Below are 17,010 nucleotides of genomic sequence, written 5' to 3' on the forward strand. Positions count from 1 at the left end.
TTCGGGGAGTAGTCCCCAAATCTCTTAACGTTCACAGGCGATCCCGTCTCTATCACGGTCTTTCCCAATGTTTGCTTGGTAGAGTGCCGCGTTGACGAGCGGCTTATACTGCGTCTTGCCGCCTTTGTTTTTAATGGTCTTGTTTTTCGCGACACCGCCTTTGTATGTCTTGTTGAGCTCGGTACAGTTTTTAAACTTTTTGGCAGCGGCATCAGCCGGATTCGCAGGAGCGAGGCTCAGCGTAAACAAAGCAAGACAGGCCACAGTTGCACGAAGCAGTTTCTTCATTCTTATTTCCTCCAAATTAGCAGACGATACGTCTAGCAGTTTTCATCATTATACGGTTGATTACGAGCAATATACCTCTTTTGGAAATGTCATGACGGAAGAAAGGAAGTATTACATTATGGACTTATTCATATTGATGCAAGAGCGCGCAGTACCTCTGCTCGTGCTCACATTTTTCTTGGTACTGAATCTTGCATTCCTAATAGGGGTTTGGAAGAAACGGATCAACTTCTCAAAACTTTTTTTGCTGTTCGCCAGCTCACTCGCTGTGGTTCTCATGATTTCATCCGTCATGCTCATCACATTTACGTTATTCGTCGGCTATAATCAGTGACTTTTGCAAATTCCTATTGCCGCAACATCTGTAGAAGGAATAAACCCACCTCTTTTTTTTGAAAGAGGTGGGTTTATTTATGGAAAATTATTTTGTCGCTTCGTATTCCAACGCTTCCCCGTTCGTCTCGATGACGTGCTTATACCAATCGAACGAGTCTTTCTTCATCCGCTCCATCGAGCCGTTGCCTTCATTGTCACGGTCGACGTAAATCATACCATACCGCTTCTTCATCTCGCCCGTCGTGAACGAGACGATGTCGATGATGCCCCACGGCGTGTAGCCGATCAAGTCGACGCCGTCATAGACGACCGCTTGTTTGAGCTGCTCGATGTGGGCCTTCAAGTAATCGATGCGGGCCGCGTCGTGAATCTTCCCGTCAACAATCTCATCGACGGCGCCGAATCCGTTCTCGACGATGAAGAGCGGAATCTGATAGCGGTCATACAACCGGTTAAGCACGTAGCGGAGACCGACCGGGTCGATTGCCCAACCCCAGTCGCTCGACTTGATGTACGGGTTCTCGACGCCGTTCGGCAGACCGCCGTTGACGATGTCGCCGCTGTTGTCGGCGACGACGTCGCTCTTCACGGTTGTCGACATGTAGTAGCTGAAACCGAGATAGTCGACGGTCCCGTTCTTCAAAATCTCTTCGTCCCCTTCAAGGAACGGGATCGTGTAGCCTTCACGCTCGAACTCGTTCAAGGCGTAGCTCGGATAGAATCCGCGTACTTGCACGTCCGGGAAGAAGTAGCGCTGGCGCATCATCTCCTCGGCGAGCATGACGTCGTCCGGGTTCGACGAATATGGATAGATCGGCACGTGCGATACCATCGCCCCGATCTCGAAGTCCGGGTTGATCGCTTTCCCTTTCGCGACGGCGAGCGCGCTCGCGATCAACTCATGGTGACCCGTCTGATACATGACCTCACGGGCGTTCTCGCCTTCCTCGACGATGACGCCTGAGTTCGTCCAGAGGAAGAGCGGGTTGTTGACGTCCATCTTGTTGTTGATCTCGTTGAACGTCATCCAATATTTGACCTTGTCTTTGTAACGGTCGAAACAGACCTCGGCGAAGCGGACGAAATAGTCGACGACGGCCCGGTTGCGGAACCCGCCGTACTCACGGGCGAGGTGGAGCGGCATCTCGAAGTGTGACAACGTGATGATCGGCTCGATGCCGTGCTTCAACAGCTCATCGAACAAGTCATCGTAAAACTTGAGCCCGGCCTCGTTCGGTTCGGCGTCGTCACCGTTCGGGAAGATGCGGCTCCAGCCGATCGACGTCCGGAGACACTTCAAACCCATCTCGGCGAACAAGGCGACGTCTTCTTTATAGCGGTGGTAGAAGTCGATTGCCTCATGGTTCGGATAAAACTCGTCCGGCTCGACCTTGTCCGTGATCCGGCGTGCGACGCCATGGGCGCCTGCTGTCAAGACGTCGACGACGCTCGGGCCTTTGCCGTCGGCGTCCCAGCCGCCTTCAAATTGATGGGCGGCGAGGGCGCCACCCCATAGAAAATCTTTCGGTAATGTCTTCATGTTTATTCCTCCTTATTGATGAACAATCGTGAGCATCGGCTTCGTTGTGTCTGTCTCATCGCTTGGTTGAACGAGTACATCGGCGTAAGTCGAGCTATTCGTCACGATGACTGGTGTGATACTTGATAAGTTATGGGCGGCGATCATGTCGCGATCGAACGTCATCAATACATCGCCCGCTTTGAAGCTGTCCCCATCTTTGACGTGGACAGTGAACGGTTTCCCGTCAAGTGTCACTGTGTCGAGCCCGACGTGAATCAAGAGCTCGATCCCTGAGTTCGAACGCAGTCCAATCGCATGTTTTGTCGGTGCGACCATGACGACCGTCCCATCGAATGGCGCCACAATGTTATTCCCGTTTGGTTCTACGGCGTAACCTTTCCCCATTGCCCCAGAGCCGAACACGTCGTCCGGGACATCACTCAAGGCGATGACTTTCCCTGATAGCGGTGACGTAATCGTTTCTTCTTGGACGACCGTCGCGCTCGCTTCCGCTGTCGCTGGCGTCGCCAATTCTTCATTTGCCTGTTTGGCAGTGTCTTCCCCGAAGCCGAAGATTTGAATCAAGACGACCGGGAGGATGATGGCAATCGCCGTCCCGATCAACAGTCCCCAAATCGATGTCGGCACGTCTTCACTGATTCCGTTCACAAGCGTGAGTGGGCCCGGGAGTCCGGCGTAGGCGAAGTAATAAGGATTGAAGAAACTTGCGACGATGGCACCGACCGCACCCGAGATACATCCGAAGATGAACGGTTTCTTGAAGCGTAGCGTCACCCCGTAGATGGCGGGCTCGGTGATACCGAACAGTCCAGTGATCCCGGCCGACACTCCGACTTTTTTAATTTCTTGGCTCTTCGCTTTCAAAATGACACCGAGAACGGCGCCGACTTGGGCGATGACGGCGATCGTCTGATAGGCTTGGAACGAGTCACGGCCGTATAAGTCGAAGTTGGCGAGCACCATCGGCGTCACACCCCAATGGACCCCTAAGATGACGACGACTTGCCAAAGTCCCCCGATGATGGCGCCAGCGAGCAACGGCGCGTTTTCAGCTAGGAAGTTATAGCCGTTGGCGATCCCGACCGCACCCATCGTCGTGATTGGTCCGATGACGAGGATCGTGAGCGGCACCATGAGCACTAAACTGAAGAACGGCACAAATAGAGGACGAATGACCTCGTTCATATGCCGGTTCAAGAACCGCTCGACGTACGACAAGATCCAGACGAGGAAGAGCGGTGGCAAGACGGAAGACGTGTACGTCGTACCGGACAAGGCAATCCCAAGGAAGCTGATCGCCTCCCCTGACGTGATGCGTGCCGCCATCTCGGCCCATGTCGGACTGACCAAGGCCGCACTTGCCGCGACGGAAATGAACGTGTTCGTCTTGAAGTGTTTTGATGCCGTGATGGCGATAAAGATCGGTAAGAACGTGAACGGTGCCCATGAGATGAAGCTGAACACTTCGTACGTCCCCGTCTCGGCGAAACCTTCGAACAACAATGTCGTTAAAATGAGTACCCCTTGCAAAATCCCGGCTGCCGCTAAAATATAGATGAACGGCGCGAACACCGCGGACATCGTCGCGATGATCCGGTTGAGTATCGTTCCTTTTTGGTCCGCCTCCGTTTCAGTGCCTTCGATTTTTACGAGCTGCGTGAACTCCTCGAACACTTCTCCGACGTGCTGTCCGATAACGACTTGGAACTGTCCGCCCGTCTCGACGACCGTGATGACGCCTGGCATCGCCATGACACGCTCTTTCGCCTGCGGGTTTGACCGCTTCAAGACGAGACGAAGCCGTGTCGCACACCGGGCTGCGTTGATGATGTTGTCTTCCCCGCCGACAGCCTCCAAGATGTCCTTGGCGAGTTTTGAATAATCCCGAACTTTACTCAAGTGAATACCCTCCTTTTTTCATAACGCTTACATTTTGTACACCCTTACTATAATTGTACCGGTACAATTAATAAATAGCGATACAATAAAAAAGTTTGTGAACGTTTAGCAAACATGTGTGTGGTATAATGAAGGCAACATTTTCAAGTAGATGAGGGATGAACGTGCTAAAATACCAACAGATTGCAGCAGAGATCGAACAGTACATCAATCAACATGATTTGAAACAAGGCGATAAACTTCCCGTGCTCGAACAGTTGATGAGCCAATATGCCGTCAGTAAGAGCACGGTGACGAAAGCGCTCGAACTGCTCGAACGGCGTGGGGTAGTCTTCCAACTTCGCGGGAGCGGCATCTTCGTCCGGCGTCATAACCGCCCGGGCTACATGAGCCTGTTCTCGACGCAAGGGTTCAAGAGCAATCTCGGCGACCGCGTCTTGACGTCGGACGTGCTCGACGTCTCGGTCACAAAACCTGACGAGACAGTTGCGCAGAACCTCGGGATCGACGTGACGGACGACGTCTATCACGTCGAACGGGTCCGCTTCGTCGATGGCGAGGTGCTTTGTCACGAGGAGTCGTATTACGTGAAGCAAATCGTCCCGTATTTGAACCGGGAGATCGTTGCCGACTCGATCTTCGATTATGTCCAGAGCGCGCTCGGCGTCACGATCGGCTTCTCCGACATGTACATGCAGGTCGGTCGGTTGAACGCGACGGAAGCCGGATACCTCGGCTTGCAGGCGGACGACCCGACGCTTCGCATCGAGACGATCTTTCATCTCACGAACGGGAAGCCGTTCGACTACTCCCGCATCACCTATCATTATGAGCACTCGCAGTTCGTCGTTCAGGCGAACGGACCTTATATGTGAAAACACCGCTCCTACGCGAATTTGCGTGGAGCGGTGTTTGTGTGGGGTTCAGATGAGCGGTTTACGTTTCAAATCCAGTAACGTATCATCCGTTTTGTAAAGCAATTCGTTGAATCGTTCTGAACCATGCGCTTCGATGAACGCTTCTTCGGATGGGAAGATTGGAATAAACCATACCGGTAACACGGTCTGTTCGTCTCCTTCATAGACGAGAAACGATTCATCAAAATAAAACGGTGTCGTCACATAAATCGAGGAGAATTTCAATCGTTTGAAGACGTTCGGGGGGAGTTCAAAATACTCACCGAGTTTGAAAGCGTGATGTGTCTCGAGTGCATGCGTCGTTAATTGCCACAACAACTCAAGCACATCTTCATACGAACGTTTTTGCTTAAAACTCAACTGTAACTCTTGATGTGTATGAGTCCCGTCCTCGTTTTGTAGCGTATGCCAATGAAGGCCTAGCGTCGAAATCGTGAACGTATCGGTTATAGGGCTATCATCGAACTGCAAGAACTGCACGGCCTGCTCTAACAAATCCTCTGTTTCGAATTGATTCGTGAATTCTCCACAATGGGATTCTAAATGCTCTAAATAATTCATTATGTTTCCAACTTTCCTCATAGATTCTTACTTTACTATGGGTCCCTGTTCTCTATTCACCCAATCCATAATAAACCTCTCTTGGTGGCTGTTCAATGTTGGAAGTTCATGGCGTGAGAAAAAACGATGCTCGTGACTCTCTTCTCCTTCCTGCGTAAGTTCTCCTGAAAATCCCGTCGCATGAAAAATGATTTGAACACTAAAGACTTGATCTCCATTTTCATAAGAAGCATATCCTTCTTTTCCTGAATAAAGCCCAAACAAGCTTAGTTGACTGACTGTAAGACCCGTTTCTTCAAATGTTTCGCGTTGTGCTGCGCTCTCGAATGTTTCACCAGGTTCCATGACACCACCCGGGATTCCCCAAACGTCATGATCTTTACGATGCTGAAGCAAAATTTGATTATTGTGCTCGATTATGACGCCACAACCGACCGTCATTAATAGGTTAGTTCCAATGAGGTCCCGCATGTCCTGTATGTAGTTCAATCCATTTCCTCTTTTCATTATGAATTTCAAAACCGCTTAATCACTCCGTTCACATGGTCGAGAAAGTGATACACGTCGTGCGCATCATGCGCCAGTGCGAAGTTTCCGAAGATATGAGGATGATACTCTCCCATGAACGTTTCAAGTGTCTGTACAGATGTAGGGGATGAGAGGGACTGCCAAAACCCGCTTGCTTTCAGATTGCCGAGCTGGGGCAGCAGCTTGTCTTCAATCAACTTCTTCCAGTCGTCATCATGAAGCGTCAATCGATACACTTTCTCCCTCGGGCCGAACGTTCCTCCGAGACAGAACGTCAACTCGATTGGAAACACACCCTTTGTCACGTGGTGAAAGAACGTCTCATAATCCGCTGTGTCAATCGACTCAACGGATTCGATTGTCGTCCCTTGGAGTGCCAGTCCCTCACGGTAATAGCTCACCAGCAAATCCGTTTCATTTGAGAACGTGACGACGCCTTGGCGATGTTCGTCACGGGAAAGTGTCAGCCATGGTTCAATCTCCTCACGATTGCGAACAATCCCGGATGTGACAGACTCCTCTTCTAAGCGTTCAAACGAGAAACGATGTCTCTTTGGCAACAGTACCTTTGTTTTCCGCTCCACGCGTAACGGGAACTCTGCGTCGGCGAGATGTCGGTAAATTAGGCGATTTGCTTCTCCCTCTTTGAATGCATGGCTCGGTAAAATCAGCATCTCTTTCTGATGATAGAGGATTCGACAAAGTTTCAAGTCCGGCTCGTTCGCATAATCCGTAAAATAAGTCGCGAGCATGTATGCCTCCTCAGGCAAACGTCGCTCTAACTCCGTCCATCCGTATAGCTCCACGATGTCCGGTAACCCGTTTTCATCGGTGATAGCGTCCCAAAATGCGTTCCAGTTCATCCCATAATGCGAAGGGAAATGGAACCGTTCTTTTAACAAATTATGCAACTCGGTTTCCGTCGCGATGTTTGAGACGTCTAGCGTCACACGGGTGATTTGGTCTCTCTGTTTACACACCTCAATCGGATGCATCCAGACATACACCGTCTCAACGACCCCAGATGATGCGGCATCGACATAGACGTCTCGCGTGAACGGATGCAAGATGAGGTAACGTAGTATCGTTACATCGGTAAAACCCTTATCGATCTGTATGTCATCCGAATGAAATGAAAAGATGTCAGCATCTTGTCGACGAATCGAGCGATACACCTCATCAAGCCTTTGATCATAGACTTGGTCGAATTCATAACGGTCGATTTTCCATAACGTCCCATCGTTCGAACGTGATAATCTTTCCGTCTTTTGTTCAAATTTATCCGTGTCCACTGCGTGTCGACGCACAAATAAAGCCGTGGTCGCGTCAACTTCACGTAACCACGGACGTTTCACATTCATCTTTTCCATCGCCTCCGGTAAAAAAGATAACCGAGCGGGAGTCCCGTCAACAACGCGAGTCCAATCATCCGAAAAGATTTCGGCTCTATCGTCTGAACGTCACCTGAACCACCAGTAAGGGCATCCTCCACAGAACCTTGATTGTTTGAACGTGTCTCGGCCAAGAGTTTCTGATACATCTCGAGCGTGATCGTGTCTCCGTCGATGAACCGTTTCGCATCGGTCGTCAAGGCGGTCAACGTCTCCCCATCATAGTCAAACCAGGCGTTCTCGCGCGCGGAATGGACCAATGTACCGGACACATCAGCTAAGGCAATGGCCAACTCGTCACCATACCCGAACGTGGAGAAGGCGAAGAGGCCCGGTTCTTGCTCGTACGTCCCGATGACATTTCTCGGCTCCCCATCTTGTAGGACGGCCGACACGTACTCGTCACTCGGAACGAACGTACACATTTCGTCCGACGAATAACAGGATTGCGCGGCAATCAATACTTCATGGAGCGGACCGAACGAGACGGTGCGACTTTCCGTCAAGTGATAGTTACTCGGGTCGTCTCCTTCGATATGGTCGAGGACGATCGACTCGAAATGTTCTTCAGCGAAACGCTCCGCGGATCGTTCTGTCGGCGCCGCCGCTGCCGACGTAGCACCGAGCGTGAAGACCCCGGCTAAAGCGAATGTTGTGATCAGGCGGAACATGTTTCTTTCTCCTTTCAACCGACAGACATTTGTTTTAGGAATGACGCATCAATCCGAATCAGTTCCGCATGTGGATGTTTTTGGCGCTCGATGATTCGGCCAAACCGTTTTGAGGCGACGAATCGATTCGACTCGTGAATCGACGCCAGGCGCACGAGTGCGAGGCGCAACTGCTTACGACCGTCACTCATCCGAAGGTGATCGACTTTATTATCAGCATCTAGGCGATTGATGAACAGCTCGACTTTACACTCTTCCTTCACCAAATAGGATACCAGATAAGCGGCCTGTTGAATCAACTCTTCGTAACGGGCGTGGAGACCATTCCCGAGCGGACCGCTCAAGTCAAGCATCAATGTGAACGTATCGAGGTTTTGGCGCTCATATACTTTCGCCTGTAGCTTCCCTGTCTTGGCTGTAGCGACCCAGTCAATTTGTTTCACCGGCTCTTGCTCATATTGTTTTGAGCTTTGGATCATCAACGGGTCGTGGAGCGGTGAATGTTTGACGAGTCGATCCCCCATCCGCAACATGCGCGAGTCCAACCTGTTCCGTTTCGTGATGGACGGGAGGATGGTCCACGATGGAAGCGTGAGCGCATGGTCCGTGACGAAGATGGTGCCGAGCCAAAACGGGAGCCTAAATTGAAGAATGCATTCTTCGACTTGAACGGGCCCGCGCTTTGTCGCATGGATTGGAAGCGAATAGGTCGATTCATCGCAAAGTTGAATGACACGCACGCGCTGATCCTCATCAAACGTCAAGCCGTGTCCCGTGACCAATCGCACCGACGTCGGAATCCCGAATTCTTCGAGACGCTCGACAGCTGTCACATCCATCCTTAGAGAGACACAATCATTCACGAACAACAACTGTTCTTTTTGATAGAAAGACAAACTCGTCGCCTCGACAATCGTTTTCGTCAACCATTTACGGATAACCATCAGTCCTAGAACGGCACCACATAGATAAGCGAGCGGCCAAACGTATGGGAACCAAACAAACAAGACAAGCATTCCGGTATAGGCCGACCATAGCTTATCGTCTAAGAAGGAAGGTGTGCTAACTTCGACCTGTCGCATCTTCACACCTTCTCGACCGGTACATCGACTCGTTCTAGTACATCAGCGAGGACTTCTCGTTTTGTCGACTTCACGTCCCCTTCGAGCATGAGTGTCAATCGGTGTGATAGGACGTGTAGCGCGACGGCTTGGACATCTTCTGGGGTCACGAATTGACGATTTTCGATATAAGCGTAAGCTTGAGACGCCTTGACGAGGGCGAGTGTCGCGCGTGGACTGGCCCCGACTTCGACGAGCGGATGATTCCGTGTCTCTTGGATGAGGGCAAGTAGATATGTCACGACATCGTCATGAAGTCGGATTTCCTCGACTTCTTGTTGCGCTGTCAAGAACGCCTCGTTTGTCATGAGCGCATGGACGACGTGCCGAGTTTTTGAAATCGTCTGTAAAATCAATTGACGCTCCTCGCCCGCTTCGGGGTACCCGACTTGAAGAGACATCAAGAAGCGGTCGAGTTGTGCGTCTGGCAAGGCGAACGTCCCTGCCGACTCGATCGGGTTTTGCGTCGCGATGACGAAGAACGGTTCCGGCAGTTGATACGTGACCCCGCCGATCGAGACTTGACGCTCCTCCATCGCCTCGAGTAATGCCGACTGTGTCCTTGGTACGGCCCGGTTCACTTCATCAATCAACAAAATGTTGGTGAAGATTGGTCCCGTCCGATTTTCGAACGTCTGTGTTTGGATGTTAAAGAAATCTGATCCGATGATGTCTGACGGTAGTAAATCGGCCGTGAACTGGATTCGTGTGAACTCGGCCTCAAAGCTCTTCGCGATGCTTTTGGCGAGCAGCGTCTTCCCGGTACCCGGCACGTCTTCAAGCAGAATGTGCCCGTTCGCGAGTAACGCCGTGCAACAGAGGCGCGTGATTTCAGGTTTCCCGAGATAAATCTGGTCTAATTGTTCCAATACGCGTTTGATGGTCATGGGGTAGACTCCTTTTCTAAGCGAAGTAAATAGGCATCAAGCTGTTGTTTGAACGTTTGTTCACGTTGCGGGGTGATGGCGACTTTGTCATAACGAATCTCTAAATAGCTCAAAAGTGAGGCGTCGAGCTCGATGCGGCTCGCCCAGGCGGATAACGTCTCGAAAGGTCGTCGTCGTTGTTGCGACGGCAGCGCTTGTTCGAATAGAATCAGATGTTGCCGTAACGGAGAATCCGGCAGTGGATGAGCGGGGCGTTTTGCCTGTTCGAACATTTCGTCTGGATCTTGCTTTGAGTTGATCCTTTCGTCTGTCGGAACGGCTTCCCTCTCCTTTTCGTTGAAGCGACGTCTACGCCACATCCATATGCCAATCAAAAGAAGGATTGCGCTCAAAATGTAAGGTAACAGGGAAAGGCGATCGGAATCGCTTGTAGATGGTTTACCGTATGACGGAGACGAGTCATTCTCATCTTCCCTTGGTGTGCCGCCTTCATCATCTGATGGCCCAATAATCGCTCCTGCTTCAGAAATACCTTGCCCGGGATCTGCTTCACTACCATCTCCACACCAAATATCCGTATCGACAACCTCAATGAACCCAAACAACTTTCGCTTGTCGTGACAGTCCGTGACCCAACTCGTGATTTCACTCCCTGAGATATCCAACCCTTTGTAATACGTATAAGCGAGTTGACCAGAGAATGAAAAGAGAGCGACCAACATAAAGGAAATCAAGACTGCTGACACAAAAAGAAACTTGGCTTTTCTCATGCGATGATCCGTACATGCCTATTTAGATTGGACTGCATCTCATTCAACGGCTCCTTCCATTAGGTAATACCATTTAATCCTTTTTTTGGAAAATGGTTTTGAAAGAATTATAGCATATGGATTAATGGAATATTCAGTTTTTTAACAAAAAAAGTTGCTCGCTTATTGTACGAGCAACCAGACTTCTCCAGTATAAATATCATCCTCATCTTGAATCCGCTCGTGGAACCGATGCACCTCGACATCCGCTGAGGCTACGAGCTTTTGTTGAAACACATCATCTAAGGGCAAGGGCGTCCATGTCTGATCCGGTGAGTCACGTTTCATAAACACCTTCAATCGTGCATCATTTTCAAACACGAGGAGTTCGGACTGCCAAATCGTCGGAAGGTCCAACAAGACGACGACCCGGTTCCGCTCCTCTTCTCGGAGACGCACGAGACGGGAGGGCCCCTCCATCATCGCCTCGATGACCGCATATTGAATCCGGCTGTTCTCCTGTACCGATAGTAAGAACGGTTGATCGATTGGGATTTTGTTGTGCCAATACCCGTCGTGAAACGTCGTCGGGAACGAATGGGTCTGTTCGTCGACATACATGCGCAACCGTTTCAGTCTTCGTCTGACACCGCGTACTTTCGCCCGTCTCCTCAAGACGTTGTCCCTAGTACAGCGTCGATTTGCCGCTGGTGATGTCGGTCATGTTCGATGAACTCGGTGACGATATAGGCAATCGTATACGGGACACCTTGATGCGGGCAATGAGTCGCTCCGTTCGCCGTCGTCTGCGAAGTCAGCGTCTCTTGACTAAGTGACGTTAGCGCTTCTACGAGCGAACTCCGACTCGTTTTGGCTAATTGGAGCACGTTTTCTCCCGAGAGACGTTTTGCTTTTTGGGTCGCTCGCGCGTTAAACGAGTCGAACTCAGGGAAGATCATCCCTTCCCCGTCCTTGACGGCCGGGATGATGACGCTCAACAGATGGTTGTCCCAATGGGCGATGTGAAGTACGATCGTTTTGATTGACCATTTGTTGGTCGAAATCGAGCTCTCCCACGTCGTTTCATCCAATTCCGTTAGCGTGTTAAGCCATTTTGTATAGGATGCAAACTCGTCGATGACGTTTGAAGTGTTCGTCATGAAAGTGTCCTCCTTCGGTTATAAGCTAAGAAAATTGTATCATGTTCCGGCCGCCCAGCTCTGAGCTTCGTCAATCAAGGAATGCTTGGTGGGGGTGATTGAGCCTCACTTATGCATCCAAAGGGATAGACCTCTTCTTATTGGTTTGAGGAGTCATCCCGTCGATTGAAATTGAACCGTAAGTTACCGCCACGCCTTGTGGTGACGGGACCATAGAAAGAGGGAACGTATCCAACCAGTCCGCTGATGTCGGAAACGTATCAGGTGCCCAATCGAGCTCAAGTTCGTGCCCGGCAAGCGCGTACGAGAATGGCATGTGGCGATACACGTCAACGAGCAGTCGTTCGATTTTCTGTGTGAACACGGGTCTCGATGCAGGGTGTGAAACGACATCATTCCACTTTATATCGATGAGAATCCCGACATAGGTGTCCATCTCTTGAAGGGACACGGTCATCGTCATGTCCACGTCTCCAAAATAGTTGCTTTGTAAATGGATAGATCCGTAATGCCCGATCTGAGCAAAGTCGGTATCTGTCGTTGTCGTCCAACTAGTGCCTGCCTCATCCTGACTGTATGTCACGTTTATGATTTCGCCACCGCTACTTAACAGTTCCGCACATACATTTTGAGCAAGTTCAGGTAACAGATAATGGCTCGGATAAGCCATCCCGATGGAAATGAATCCGCCTGCTTGATCCATTCAAACACCCCCTTTGTTTCATCATACAAAAAAGCGGCACCGTATACACGGTACCGCCCCATCTTATAGCCAGACTGGTAAAGAAAAGAAAACCAAGAACAATACGGTCAAGACACCGACGACCGGACTGAGCGAGCGATAGCCCTTCTTGAACAAGACGATCATCGTATAGGCGATGAAGCCGAGCCCGATGCCATCGACGATGGAGTACGTGAACGGGATCATGATAATGACGAGGATCGCCGGGAAGGCCTGCTCCCAATTGTCGAGCGGCAGATGCTTCACGTTCTGGAACATCATCATGCCGATGATGATCAAGACCGGCGCGATCGCCGTCACCGGAATGATCGCGAACAGCGGCAAGAGCAAGAGCGAGACGACGTAAAGACCTGACGTCACGAACGACGAGATGCCGCCGCGTGCGCCGACCGAGATGCCGGCCGCGACCTCGACCGTCGAGACGGTCGGGCTCGAGCCGAACATGGCACCCGCCATCGTCGACAACCCTTGGGCGATCAAACCTTTCGGGGCTTGATCGTCCTTTCCGATCGCCCGCGTCTGATTCTGGATCAGGCTGATGTTCTCGATCAACAAGACGAGCGTCAACACGCCGACCGCGATCAGGAAGATCGGTGATGTCGACTGCGCGAACGACACGTTGCCGAACACGGTCCCGAACGACTCGAAGAACGGTGTGAGCGCGAACTCACCTGTCCAGTCGAGCGTGCCCGTGACAGCGCTCAAACCGACACCGAACGCGATCGTCCAGAGGAAGCTGCTCGGTCCCATCTTCAAGAACAAAAGAATCGCGACGAATAGCGTCAGGAACGCGACCTGCACCGGTCGCTCCCCGAGGTCTCCGATGTGGAGCAGTGCCCCACCACCGCCCGAGACGATCCCTGCCGCTTCGAGCCCGATCAAGATGAGGAACAGGCCGAGCCCGACCGTCAGTCCGTCATGAATGATCGGCGGGAACGCGTTCGCGAGTTTCCTCGCCACTTTTGTCACCGTCATGAGGACGACAAGCGCCCCCGAGACGAGCGAGACGGCGAGCGCACTCTGCCAGCTCAGTCCCATCTGCAGGACGAGCGTGTACGTGAATAACGCATTGATGCCCATACCAGGTAGGAGCAACAACGGTAAGTTGAACAGTCCCGCGATGAACGTCCCGATGATGCTTGTCAAAATCGCTCCGACGAGCGCTCCCTCGAACGGGAGTCCGGCTTGTGTCAAGATTGCCGCATGTACGGCCGGGATGTATGCTGTCGCCAGAAAGTTCAGCACGCCCCCGTATGTTTCTGTTTTCCATTCTGTTTGTTTTGCCATAGGAATCAATCCTTTGTTGGCACCCTCACCCACCCATGTGGTTACACACGAGACTCATTATATCCTGTCTGACTTCAGACATGCAACACTATCGTAGTTCAATTCCACCTTTGGACCCAGTGTTGAGACGACTCCATCTAAAGGTTTATTTTATAAAATAAGAACAAACGTTCTTATTTTCAGCATCTATTTTAGTCGGAATCTGCTATAATGAAGAGGCAGGTTAACGCAGCAATAGTGGGGTCAGCCGCCAAGTCCACAATGGAGGAAGGCGGTGGTGCGGATGGAACAACTATGGACCTGGGTCGGCGATTACGTAATCGTCCCGATCCTCGCTCCGATCATTGTTCACTTGGTAATCCACCAAACATCCGATCGTGCAACGTCTGAACGCACAAAAAAATGACCCCCTCGGCGCAATGAGATGGGTCACTTTCTGATTCACTAACCATTGTGGCGGCTGGGCCACTCTTGAAGTGGTAGCCTGTAAGCCAGAGGCCGGTGTATCGAGCACCGGTCTCTTTCTACTTGCATCATACCATATCTGTTCCCGGTTTTCAGTATTAGAAACACGAAAACGATGAATTTGACGTGACGAACACCGGGTGATTTAACCCGGTGTTTTCATATCTTCTTCTACCGTGTAGCGGGAGAACCATTTCAACATGGCATCCGCCTCTTGTTTCGGGATATCCTCGATCATTTCATTCGATAAGACACCACGAGTCGAGAACAGGACGTTGCATACATCGAAACGGCGCTGAAGCGGCGTCTGTGTCACTTGGACCTGTTCGATCCGCGGCTTGTCCGTCAAAAATGAGTGGACGTTGAACGCACCGGTCCGGAGCTCGACGAAGCGACCGTTCCGAGCGTAGCGCGTCGTCATATAGCTCAACAGGCGGCCGCCGATGATGATGGCCCACAGCAGGACGAGCCACCAGGCGTAATCGCGGAAGAAATAGAGGACGACACCACTGATGATGAGACCGAACCAACTGATCCGCATCAGCTTGATCCAAAGCGACCGTGTCGGTAAACGATGGAGCGTGTCGGCCCATGTGAACTGGTTGAAGTGCTCGTTCAGCACGGCCATCGCCTTGTCCCGTTTGACGAACGGGAGGATGGTCGATGACTCGTCTTTCAACTCGTCCATCGTGCCCGCAGCGACGAGCTCGACGCCGACGATGTTGAACCAGCGCCGGATGAACGTCTCTTTGATGCGGATCGCTTGAATCTTCTCGTACGGGATCTCTTTCGCCGAGCGGTTCAAGAGCCCTTTCTCGACACGGATCCGGTCCCCTCTTCGTTCGAGTTGGAAGTTCCCATATTTCAAGAAGTTGATGACCATGCCGATGATGACAGACAGGAACAAGACAGTAAGGACAAGCACGCCGATGGCGATGATCGAGGCGCTGATGACCCACTCCCCGACTTGGTCGAACGTCCCATCAAGGTTGATGAAGTCATCGATCGAGGACACGACCGTCGAGGCGACCGGGAAGATGGCGAATACCGACAGTGACGTCAGCGAGGCGATGATGATCTCGCGGGTCGAGATGGCATACAACAAACGGCTCGCTGGTTTTTCAATCGCCACCGGTGCAGATGTCGTGTCTGTCTCCTCTTCCACGGGTAAGTCCGTTTCAGTCTTCCGATGACGGACCTGGTCGAGGATGTCCTCGAGCCGCTTCGCCTCGTTCGGGAAGACGCCGGCCAGTTTGAACGAGGCGTCATCGCTGTTCGCGTTCGTGTCGAATGTCAACTCGACGACACTGAGCAGACGGTAAAGGAACGGGCTGTTCGAATGGACGCTCTGGATCTTATAGAGCGGGAGCGACTTCTCTTTTTTGATCCAGTTCCCGTCGATGATATACATCGTCTTGTCGTCCAAGGCGTAACGGAAATTGCGCCAGCCGAAGAACTTTTGGATCACGTCGAGCAAGAGGAAGAGCAAGATCCCGACGCGCAAGATGATGCCGAACGTCGAGCTCCAATCGTTATTGATCACAAATAGCAGTACGAGCGGGATGATAAATGACTTGATGACCTCTAATACACGTAACAGTAAAACGCGAGTCGGTAGACGATGCCAGGTGAGCGTCGCTTCCGTCATACGACATCCTCCTCCTCGATGCGGGCATAGACTGCGATCTGTTCACGGAGCGTCTTCGCGAACGACTCCTCGATCGCATAGATCTCATGCGACCCGGCCGCAGTGCCGATCGTGATCGTCTGCAGGCCGTACTTCCGGAGCAGCGGTCCTTGTTGGGCGTGGACGTACTGTACTTTCGTCATCGGGATCAACACGTCGTGTGTCGTGATGATGCCGTGGTGCAGACGAATCTCGAGCGGTCGCACGTCATACGTGAAGCGTTCTTGCTTCCACTTTTGGAAGACGACGATGTCGATCACGCTATAGATGAGATCGATGGCGAGCAAGCCATACATCGTATATTGAAGCCATGTCGGCCAGTCGAAATAGAGCGAGGCGACGACGAGACCGCCGGTGATGACGAGCCCGATCAAGTAAAAGATGGCGCTAGACAACCGGAACACGGTCCGTGCTTCGATCGGTAGTTTACCGCTGAGTGATGCTGGTACTGTTTCTATGTCTGACATTGGTATTTCCCCCTATCCGTTCGGACGCTTGTCCGTCTCTCTTTTAGTATACGTCGTTTATTTGAAAAAAGTTTCATTCCGCTACAGGGAAGGTGTTCGAGTGCGCCCGAACGGTCCTTACTCATTCGTGCAGTCTAACTAAAAGTCTTCTTGGAAATGTTCGATGTATCTTGAGTGTCCCAAAATTTTGTAGGATGCACATAAAGCTCCTCAGCTTAGCTTAATTTAATTGAGAACAAATAACATTCATCCGTTTATATGCTGATAAAGACTTTTGAGTTGTTCGCTTATATAGGTGCGCGCAGCGGTAT

18 protein-coding genes are annotated in these 17,010 nt (G+C 51.4%); 2 read left to right on the top strand and 16 right to left on the bottom strand.

Annotation, left to right across the window (positions count from 1 at the left end; translation table 11 throughout):
- Positions 1–24: 24 nt before the first annotated feature.
- On the bottom strand, positions 25–288 hold the full coding sequence (locus BJU60_RS02040) for an excalibur calcium-binding domain-containing protein (RefSeq protein ID WP_016508727.1): 264 nt from the start codon (positions 286–288) through the stop codon (positions 25–27).
- A gap of 118 nt (positions 289–406) precedes the next feature.
- Here BJU60_RS02040 and BJU60_RS02045 point away from each other — a divergent pair, with 118 nt between their 5' ends.
- Positions 407–622 (top strand): hypothetical protein, encoded by a 216-nt coding sequence (locus BJU60_RS02045; protein ID WP_035386030.1) that lies wholly within the window; start codon positions 407–409, stop codon positions 620–622.
- Positions 623–709: 87 nt separating this feature from the next.
- Here BJU60_RS02045 and bglA read toward each other — a convergent pair whose 3' ends face one another.
- The gene (bglA, locus tag BJU60_RS02050) at positions 710–2,164 is read right to left on the bottom strand and encodes a 6-phospho-beta-glucosidase BglA (RefSeq protein ID WP_070327258.1); all 1,455 of its coding nucleotides are present in this window, start codon (positions 2,162–2,164) and stop codon (positions 710–712) included.
- A gap of 12 nt (positions 2,165–2,176) precedes the next feature.
- On the bottom strand, positions 2,177–4,066 hold the full coding sequence (locus BJU60_RS02055) for a beta-glucoside-specific PTS transporter subunit IIABC (RefSeq protein WP_070327259.1): 1,890 nt from the start codon (positions 4,064–4,066) through the stop codon (positions 2,177–2,179).
- Positions 4,067–4,230: 164 nt separating this feature from the next.
- On the opposite strand from BJU60_RS02055, the gene BJU60_RS02060 reads away from it, so the two are divergent.
- Positions 4,231–4,941 carry a GntR family transcriptional regulator gene (locus BJU60_RS02060; RefSeq protein ID WP_070327925.1) on the top strand — a complete coding sequence of 237 codons (711 nt, stop codon included), beginning with the start codon at positions 4,231–4,233 and terminating at the stop codon, positions 4,939–4,941.
- Positions 4,942–4,989: 48 nt separating this feature from the next.
- Here BJU60_RS02060 and BJU60_RS02065 read toward each other — a convergent pair whose 3' ends face one another.
- The 13 genes from BJU60_RS02065 to BJU60_RS02125 form a co-directional block, all read right to left on the bottom strand.
- Positions 4,990–5,544, bottom strand: a complete 555-nt coding sequence (locus BJU60_RS02065; protein WP_070327260.1) for a suppressor of fused domain protein — start codon at positions 5,542–5,544, stop codon at positions 4,990–4,992.
- A 27-nt stretch (positions 5,545–5,571) separates the two neighbouring features.
- Positions 5,572–6,033: an NUDIX hydrolase gene (locus BJU60_RS02070; protein WP_070327261.1), complete on the bottom strand. Its 462-nt coding sequence runs from the start codon at positions 6,031–6,033 to the stop codon at positions 5,572–5,574.
- 26 nt (positions 6,034–6,059) lie between these two features.
- The gene (locus BJU60_RS02075; protein WP_070327262.1) at positions 6,060–7,433 is read right to left on the bottom strand and encodes a barstar family protein; all 1,374 of its coding nucleotides are present in this window, start codon (positions 7,431–7,433) and stop codon (positions 6,060–6,062) included.
- A complete protein-coding gene (locus tag BJU60_RS02080; protein WP_070327263.1) occupies positions 7,430–8,134 on the bottom strand; it encodes a hypothetical protein in 705 nt (234 codons plus the stop codon). The genes BJU60_RS02075 and BJU60_RS02080 overlap by 4 nt, the downstream gene beginning before the upstream one ends.
- Positions 8,135–8,148: 14 nt before the next feature.
- Positions 8,149–9,216 carry a DUF58 domain-containing protein gene (locus BJU60_RS02085; protein ID WP_236634089.1) on the bottom strand — a complete coding sequence of 356 codons (1,068 nt, stop codon included), beginning with the start codon at positions 9,214–9,216 and terminating at the stop codon, positions 8,149–8,151.
- 2 nt (positions 9,217–9,218) lie between these two features.
- Positions 9,219–10,142, bottom strand: a complete 924-nt coding sequence (locus tag BJU60_RS02090) for an AAA family ATPase (RefSeq protein WP_070327264.1) — start codon at positions 10,140–10,142, stop codon at positions 9,219–9,221.
- Positions 10,139–10,912: a hypothetical protein gene (locus BJU60_RS02095; RefSeq protein WP_254281619.1), complete on the bottom strand. Its 774-nt coding sequence runs from the start codon at positions 10,910–10,912 to the stop codon at positions 10,139–10,141. The genes BJU60_RS02090 and BJU60_RS02095 overlap by 4 nt, the downstream gene beginning before the upstream one ends.
- Positions 10,913–11,074: 162 nt before the next feature.
- Positions 11,075–11,566, bottom strand: a complete 492-nt coding sequence (locus tag BJU60_RS02100; protein ID WP_141737208.1) for a DUF3916 domain-containing protein — start codon at positions 11,564–11,566, stop codon at positions 11,075–11,077.
- A complete protein-coding gene (locus BJU60_RS02105; protein WP_016508708.1) occupies positions 11,563–12,051 on the bottom strand; it encodes a DinB family protein in 489 nt (162 codons plus the stop codon). Before BJU60_RS02105 ends, BJU60_RS02100 begins: the two co-directional genes overlap by 4 nt.
- Positions 12,052–12,160: 109 nt before the next feature.
- The gene (locus tag BJU60_RS02110; protein WP_070327266.1) at positions 12,161–12,754 is read right to left on the bottom strand and encodes an Imm64 family immunity protein; all 594 of its coding nucleotides are present in this window, start codon (positions 12,752–12,754) and stop codon (positions 12,161–12,163) included.
- 63 nt (positions 12,755–12,817) lie between these two features.
- The gene (locus tag BJU60_RS02115; protein ID WP_016508713.1) at positions 12,818–14,080 is read right to left on the bottom strand and encodes an NCS2 family permease; all 1,263 of its coding nucleotides are present in this window, start codon (positions 14,078–14,080) and stop codon (positions 12,818–12,820) included.
- Positions 14,081–14,690: 610 nt separating this feature from the next.
- The gene (locus BJU60_RS02120; protein ID WP_070327267.1) at positions 14,691–16,193 is read right to left on the bottom strand and encodes a PH domain-containing protein; all 1,503 of its coding nucleotides are present in this window, start codon (positions 16,191–16,193) and stop codon (positions 14,691–14,693) included.
- On the bottom strand, positions 16,190–16,699 hold the full coding sequence (locus tag BJU60_RS02125) for a PH domain-containing protein (protein WP_070327268.1): 510 nt from the start codon (positions 16,697–16,699) through the stop codon (positions 16,190–16,192). Before BJU60_RS02125 ends, BJU60_RS02120 begins: the two co-directional genes overlap by 4 nt.
- Positions 16,700–17,010: the final 311 nt, after the last annotated feature.

Origin of the sequence: Exiguobacterium aurantiacum (assembly GCF_001766415.1) — a bacterium.
GTDB lineage: Bacteria > Bacillota > Bacilli > Exiguobacteriales > Exiguobacteriaceae > Exiguobacterium > Exiguobacterium aurantiacum_A.

Bases quoted from the DNA above. Each gene is read 5' to 3' on its own strand.
- BJU60_RS02095 (WP_254281619.1), bottom strand. From the start codon at position 10,912: ATGAGAAAAGCCAAGTTTCTTTTTGTGTCAGCAGTCTTGATTTCCTTT.
- BJU60_RS02045 (WP_035386030.1), top strand. From the start codon at position 407: ATGGACTTATTCATATTGATGCAAGAGCGCGCAGTACCTCTGCTCGTG.
- BJU60_RS02125 (WP_070327268.1), bottom strand. From the start codon at position 16,699: ATGTCAGACATAGAAACAGTACCAGCATCACTCAGCGGTAAACTACCG.
- bglA (WP_070327258.1), bottom strand. From the start codon at position 2,164: ATGAAGACATTACCGAAAGATTTTCTATGGGGTGGCGCCCTCGCCGCC.
- BJU60_RS02115 (WP_016508713.1), bottom strand. From the start codon at position 14,080: ATGGCAAAACAAACAGAATGGAAAACAGAAACATACGGGGGCGTGCTG.
- BJU60_RS02105 (WP_016508708.1), bottom strand. From the start codon at position 12,051: ATGACGAACACTTCAAACGTCATCGACGAGTTTGCATCCTATACAAAA.
- BJU60_RS02080 (WP_070327263.1), bottom strand. From the start codon at position 8,134: ATGTTCCGCCTGATCACAACATTCGCTTTAGCCGGGGTCTTCACGCTC.
- BJU60_RS02085 (WP_236634089.1), bottom strand. From the start codon at position 9,216: ATGCGACAGGTCGAAGTTAGCACACCTTCCTTCTTAGACGATAAGCTA.
- BJU60_RS02110 (WP_070327266.1), bottom strand. From the start codon at position 12,754: ATGGATCAAGCAGGCGGATTCATTTCCATCGGGATGGCTTATCCGAGC.
- BJU60_RS02040 (WP_016508727.1), bottom strand. From the start codon at position 288: ATGAAGAAACTGCTTCGTGCAACTGTGGCCTGTCTTGCTTTGTTTACG.
- BJU60_RS02120 (WP_070327267.1), bottom strand. From the start codon at position 16,193: ATGACGGAAGCGACGCTCACCTGGCATCGTCTACCGACTCGCGTTTTA.
- BJU60_RS02075 (WP_070327262.1), bottom strand. From the start codon at position 7,433: ATGAATGTGAAACGTCCGTGGTTACGTGAAGTTGACGCGACCACGGCT.
- BJU60_RS02090 (WP_070327264.1), bottom strand. From the start codon at position 10,142: ATGACCATCAAACGCGTATTGGAACAATTAGACCAGATTTATCTCGGG.
- BJU60_RS02065 (WP_070327260.1), bottom strand. From the start codon at position 5,544: ATGAATTATTTAGAGCATTTAGAATCCCATTGTGGAGAATTCACGAAT.